Raw genomic sequence first — 6,279 nt, forward strand, 5'->3', positions numbered from 1 at the left:
GTTTCCATGAGACTGGCCTTGAGTTGGGGAATTCAAGCCTCTCATGAAATGCCCCTTCCCATCTACCCTGTCTCATTTGGGACTCCTTTCACAACAACCCTTTCAGGACTTTTCTGCACCACCAAGGCTGTCTGAGTGGCATTGTGCCCGTGTGTAGGCATCTGAGCGACCGTAATTGTTACGGTTTCAGCGCCTGTCTTAGTGCCCAAAGTACGGTTGGTTAGGACACCATCAGTACCAGCACCAATCGTTGCTCTCTGCCGACAATCAGGGACTCTAAACGTCCCTAAAGGATCGCCTAAATTGTTGTAGACAGTGCCGATAGCAGCATGCAACAAAGGATAGGTGGCAACAGCGTAGCTTGTCCCATCACACAAGAGCCAGCCTGCTTCAGGAGCACTGCGAGCAGACTCTTTAATATCCCCAATACTGAAGATAGACGCTGCTGAAATATTGACAGGACTAACGATTTCAACGGATTGATATCGTAAATCCGACAGAGTAGTAATCGCCCCAGCAGCTGTTTCAAAGTAGGCTAGGGGAACACAAAGCTGAGGGAAAGTTGTTCCCTGAACTACTGCACCAGAATCGTTGATAAAGATTCGGCCTGATGTGTTGTTGGGCAGGGTAATAGACCCAGCGTTGATTGCTACAGATGTGCCGTTGGTTAGTAATGCCACAGCCGAGGTATAGCTTACGTTCAGGCCAGAGGTTTCGGTAATCTGAATCCGATTCTTCCAGTTATAAAACTGAGCTTTTATCTGGTCGGGTTCATCGTCTAACCATTCATCAATTACCTTGGGGCCATGACCATATTCGTCTTCACCCGTCATCTGGGGAAACCCAGCAGCATTTGCCAGGGAATCTTGCCAGACATCCCCTGTATTTAAAGTAGGCCTCACGATTTATTCTCCTTTAATTTCCATTGTTTGTGATGCTTAAGTTTGCCCCTAACAACTTTTGCTAGGCAGCTATTATCTAACTTGTATAACCTCGCCAGAGCGGCCAGATTATTTGTGATTATGTGTTCTTGGCCATCGGGGCTAACCAACACTGGTTTTGGTTTTATTGAATAGCCCTTGTGTTGTATGTACGCTCTACCGTTTGAATCCTTCTGGGAGTGATAGACCCTGTGCATACACCTAGAGTCTAGAGAGTTGTCGTCGCAGAACTTATTTAAGCCTTTAAACTCAATCAAGTTATTGTCAGGGTCATAGAATACCCAAACCTTCGTTGATTTTGCAATCCGCAAGTTCTCTCTATGCTCAGCTGTCTGAGGTGACCTTTTGACACCCCTTATTTTGCTGATTCTTTTTTCAACAAGCTCGGCAGACTGTTTTTTACCTTTATTGATTCGCCGAAGCTTTTCTTTGGTTTCTTCTGAGTGCTTGCCATGTTGACCCCCTAGGAGGAGGCTATATTCTGCACCTTGGCCTGTTGCTTTGAGAAAGGCAATATACCCTATTTCAATGGCCCCTAGAAGTTCTCCGTCATCACGGCACTCTTCAAGTACTGTGAATTGAAAAGCCGATTCACCATGCAGGTTCCACGCGGCTTGAAGGTAAGGGTTCGCGTGGCGGTTGCCCCTTAAATTGCACCAATGTTCAGGATGTCTTACGCTAACGTTCCGGCTAGTAAGGCCTATGTAGCTATGGCCATTCACCGTGTTTTTGATTTCGTAAATACCGGGCACTGCTTTGCTCCAGCTGCTGATTTTAGTGGGCAGGATGCAGCAGATACATCTTTTCGGAAAGGGTAATTAAGCCTTTCCTAGCCCACTTTTGAGTATCAGCAATTAGCCATAGCCAGGTCTGTCCAATCTCTCTTTAGGTTTTGGTTTTGGTTTTGTGGTTTTGACGGCTGCTTTCAAGCAAAACTCGATAGCTTTGCCGATAGCAGCATCTGAATTGAGAGCCATTTATCTTCTGTCCTAAGTGAAATTAATGTTTTGAGAACGCCTAAGCTGTCTCGGTGAACTCAAGTGTTAGAGAGGCAGTGAGGGCATCAGCATCAACCGCAGGCACAGCCTCGATATACATGCCTAGAATCGTGTCAGGCTGCGAGGAGGTATAAACCTGATGCTTAAACAAGCGATCGTTCACTTCTGAATCTAATGGAGTAGAGCCAATAGTTAGCTGAACATCTACTCCACTACTGTTGACGATGCCAACGCGAAAAGTCCAATCGGCGTAGCCTGATATACCTAGAATTCGTAGTCCTCTAATCAGGACTCCTGACGCAAAAGGTTTATTGATGAACCACTTGGTACTTGCAGTAACACCCTCAGCCTGAATATTGAAGAGCTGAGCAGGCCTAATCCTTACAATCAGCTCAGCATCGCTAGCAATAAGCTTTGCTACCCGCAGCGCGCTTGTGTCGAGGTTCGCGTTGTTAATCCCAGTGGGAACTAGGCTTGCGAACTCGGCGGTACCAACGTTTGGAACGATGGCGAAGAAGTCAATGATTGGGGCATCCTCACCATCAATCGTGAATGTGAATTGGTAAGGAACGTTGTACGTTTCGCTCTCGGGCAAGTCGATGTCAACTTCACCAGCTGTGATATCAAACGCCACTTCGACCGGCAGATAGATGCTGTCAGGAATGGTCGAGTCATCAGTGATGTTATAGACCAACCGCGCAGTCAAAGACCCAGCGAGGCCTGTCCCAGCTGAGTCAGCTAAGGTTCCTAAGATATTAGTCATTCTGGCTTGTGCCTTGTAAGAAAGTTAGCTGGTTTGAATCAAAGTTATTGCGATCGAGAACATCAACTAATTCACCGAGAATGTCTATGTTAGTTTCCTCGGTGAATATGAGGTTCAGCGCTGCGTAAAGCATCCAATCTTGCCTATGAGGACTGGCGATCACCGCCATCAAGTAGGTGAAGTAGTTTGGAGTAGCGTTCTCCAACATCCAAGGCAACAGGATAGGCCCAGTATTTACGTCTTGAATGAGTTGAAGCCAATTAGGATTATCATTCATTAGCTATTTCTCACCTTGATGTAAAATTCAAACTTGATATTGGCTGCATAGTTAGCTAGCGCACCTAAGCCGCTACCACTAGTTAAGACATAAGAAATGAAGGCAACTTGGGTTATTTTATTGGTAGCGTAGATACTAGGAGCACTCCACATAGACCAGTTAACTTCCTGGAAAGTGTCGGCGGTGTTGGCTGTATTTCTAGTAATTCTTTGCTCTTTGCTGGAACCAACTAACCTCCCAGCTAACCCCATTACTTGAGTATTACCTTCCACTAAGGAAGCATTAATACCAGTATTAGAAGCATAAGCAAATGGCCCCTTTGACCACGCGCCCGCGAAAGATGAATAAGCCGCAGAGTTAGTTTCGCTGTCAGTAAAAATGCCCGCAGACGACCAACTATCAACAGCTTGGTCATTTGCTAGGTCGTTAACACGCATGACGCAAGCTCGACCCGTTAAACCACTTCCTCCAGATAAATTAGTGATTCTATACCGGATGGCATCAATATCTAGAGAAGTGTAGTCACTAGCAATAAAGTTGACCTGAAATTCATCGCCAACAGTCGTATAAACTTCAACCAATCTCCAGCCAGCAGTCTCTAAACTCTCTTGAACAAATTGAGTGTTGGCAGCTTTATCATCCTTGGTGCCGACAGTGACATCAGGAACAACGGGAGAGCTGGCGAAGGTCTTAACACCATCAATCGTCTGAGCCACACCAGTTAATCCTGTTACTGATTGAGGCTCATACCTGGAGTTATCTGCCACATAAACGAGGGTCTGACCGTCCGTAGGCGTAGCACTTTGAACTGCTGCTCCTTGAATCTTGAGAGCATCGCCCATAGTCGCAATGACGCCCCCGCTGCTGCGAGTTTTGAATTCCCCGCTTTGGGCATAGAGGATTACAGCATTGGTTGGATTAGAGGTAGGAACAGTACCAGCATTATTGATGCCAATGATGCCTAGCGAACCACCACCAAAGTTAGTTGAGGTAGATCCAATCTGAAGGCCAGAGCCAGTAAAATAGGCATTCTGCTGAGTAACGAACTGGCACTGGCTATCAAAGCGAGTTCTAACAGCATTGTCAGAGCTACGTCGAAGTTCAAATAAGTTAGAACCACCCGTAGAGTTAGCGCTTACAGAGACTCCAGATTCAGTATCGTTTACTAAGCGAATAGTAAGGCGACCGTCAGCTGCTTCAAAATCCTCAGCCAGGATGAGATTGCCTCCGCTGGTGAGTCTTAAGCGCCCTAGAGCATTATTTCTAATGTCTAAGAGGTTGCCGGTCGTACCACCTTCGGTTGCAGTAATGAAGATGCCTTTAGCAGCAGTCCCGGTACCTTTGAGGTCAATGCTTAGGGCAGCGGCGTTGACATCAGAAGCAGTAGGTTTTACGTGGGAGATTTTGAGGGTGCCGTGCCCTTCTTCAACACCAGTAATCTGAGCAGAGCTGAACTTGGTATTCGAGCTGGAGACATTGATACCAGAGATATTGTCGCCGGTAGTAGCCTGACAGATTGCTGAGATGCTGTGCTGGCCGCTGGACGCACCAGTAAAGACAGCATTGATTCGATTGCTGTTGATTTGCCCAGTGAATGTGCTTATCCCAGTTACGCCTAGAGTCCCACCTACAGTAGCATTGCCCGTTATGGTTGCTAGGGAAAGAGTAGAAGGACCAGCGCTTAAGCTACCTGTAACGGCTAATGTTGCCAAAGTAGCAACACCGCCAACACTCAAAGAGCCTGCCAGGTTTAAGGCTCCACTGAGGTCTACAAGACCACTGCTTCTTTTTACTTTTAGAGGTGTGCCTAGATAGGTGCCTGCGTCTGAATAAGAGTTGAGGACAAAGTCAGACCCTGCATTAGAGCCAGCTTCGGCAGCTGAGTTCTTGCCAAAACCCCACCGCAAGTAATCGTTGGCGGTATCTGCGACACCATACAGAATCTGTTGGGTGCTAGCAGAACCAATCCTAGGCCCAACAGTGAATGTCTTAGTACCTGCGATGTCCTGATCGGTCGAGACATTCACATAGTCGCCAAGGGCGGTGAGAATCTCAGTTCTCAACTCCTCAACGTCTTCCACAGCTTCCTCTGCCACGGAGGCAAAGATATCGCCAAGGTTAGTCTTTCTAACGGCCCCGCCCTGGCTAATTGAAAGTTCGTCCGTATCGTTAATCGTGGTAGCAGGGTCAAGGTCGCCAATGCGGCGAAGTATAACCTCGTCGCGGCTCAAGATGTTATCAGTCATTGAAAGTCCTAAAGTTGGAATGCTTCGCCAGCGGCGGGGTTGGGGGAGAATAAGGTGAATTGGTCATTGGCTGTGAACCCTAGGACTTCAAACGTTCGGAAGAATTCATTGCTGAAGATGATCTTTTTCGTACACCAGCAGGGGCCGAATAGACTATCTAGTCTTCGAGCCAAGGTTTCTTTCTCGGTCTTGTAATAATCATTAGGCAGAAGGATGGTGTAGTCCCAGGCAACTACGCCTAACTCATCACCAACCTCGTCCACGCCAATGATGAAGGACGTGCCCTCTTGAATAATGTGCTTGATGTCGAAGGCGTTGAGGACAAAGCTAAGCGCGCGTGATGTTCCCTTCAATGGCCAGATGAGGCTGAAGCAGTTGCTCAGCAGCGTACGCTTAGCTTGGACTGCCCAGTTCTTATCCCAGTAGGGCCCAGTAAATCCACAGAACCCAGCGATGTAGTCGAGCCATATGGCATCACAGGTTAAGGGGTTCAGTTGTCGCCCTAGGTCATCAACCTTGTCTCGTAGCTCGATGAACAGGTCATCGACAGGACGGGTTAGCCAATCAGCGGCTGAGTTCTCGCTATAGCCACCATTGACGCCAGGGGTGAGCCCGTAGGCAGGGCGAGACTGTTGGTACCAGCGCTCGTAGACAGGATTACTAGAGGTCATCACCGAGCCCGCGAACTAATTCAAAGAGATTGCCTGACTCGTCCGCCAGGGATAGAGACATTGCTAGAGGCACTGCCATGCTGTACGGCTCTGGCATGTCCAAGTTGTTTGGAACATCGTTGAGCAGGACGTAATCGATCAGCTTCACTCCAGCAACGAAGCGCAGCTGATGCCGAACTTCTTCGATGAACAGGGTATCCCCAGGCGATTGGATGCTGGGCTCTAGATAGCTTTGAAAAGCTTCCCAGAGATTGTCTATTAGACGACACTGAACGTGGCGGGTGACGACAGCTAGATAGGCGGGAGAGGTGTTCTCCCTGCCCCTTGAGTCATCACTGAGACCGGATCCAATTTAAGCTAATAAGAAAAGACACTGAAGGTAT

The 6,279-nt window shown here is 47.8% G+C and carries 6 protein-coding genes; all 6 read right to left on the reverse strand.

All coding sequences use genetic code 11. The features are described 5' to 3' along the window. Positions 1 to 62 precede the first annotated feature (62 nt). Positions 63 to 902, reverse strand: coding sequence for a tail fiber protein (locus tag IQ273_RS28940; protein WP_194026574.1), 840 nt, complete (start codon positions 900 to 902; stop codon positions 63 to 65). Continuing rightward, positions 899 to 1,693: a GIY-YIG nuclease family protein gene (locus IQ273_RS28945; protein ID WP_194026575.1), complete on the reverse strand. Its 795-nt coding sequence runs from the start codon at positions 1,691 to 1,693 to the stop codon at positions 899 to 901. The genes IQ273_RS28940 and IQ273_RS28945 overlap by 4 nt, the downstream gene beginning before the upstream one ends. 265 nt (positions 1,694 to 1,958) lie before the next feature. Then, entirely contained in the window at positions 1,959 to 2,702 is a 744-nt protein-coding gene (locus tag IQ273_RS28950; protein WP_194026576.1) for a hypothetical protein, read from the reverse strand. Then, positions 2,695 to 2,979, reverse strand: a complete 285-nt coding sequence (locus tag IQ273_RS28955; RefSeq protein WP_194026577.1) for a hypothetical protein — start codon at positions 2,977 to 2,979, stop codon at positions 2,695 to 2,697. Before IQ273_RS28955 ends, IQ273_RS28950 begins: the two co-directional genes overlap by 8 nt. Next, positions 2,979 to 5,225 carry a hypothetical protein gene (locus tag IQ273_RS28960; protein ID WP_194026578.1) on the reverse strand — a complete coding sequence of 749 codons (2,247 nt, stop codon included), beginning with the start codon at positions 5,223 to 5,225 and terminating at the stop codon, positions 2,979 to 2,981. Before IQ273_RS28960 ends, IQ273_RS28955 begins: the two co-directional genes overlap by 1 nt. An 8-nt stretch (positions 5,226 to 5,233) precedes the next feature. Beyond that, positions 5,234 to 5,896, reverse strand: a complete 663-nt coding sequence (locus tag IQ273_RS28965; protein WP_194026579.1) for a phage tail protein — start codon at positions 5,894 to 5,896, stop codon at positions 5,234 to 5,236. Positions 5,897 to 6,279: the final 383 nt, after the last annotated feature.

It is taken from the genome of Nodosilinea sp. LEGE 07298 (assembly GCF_015207265.1).
Classification (GTDB): domain Bacteria; phylum Cyanobacteriota; class Cyanobacteriia; order Phormidesmidales; family Phormidesmidaceae; genus Nodosilinea.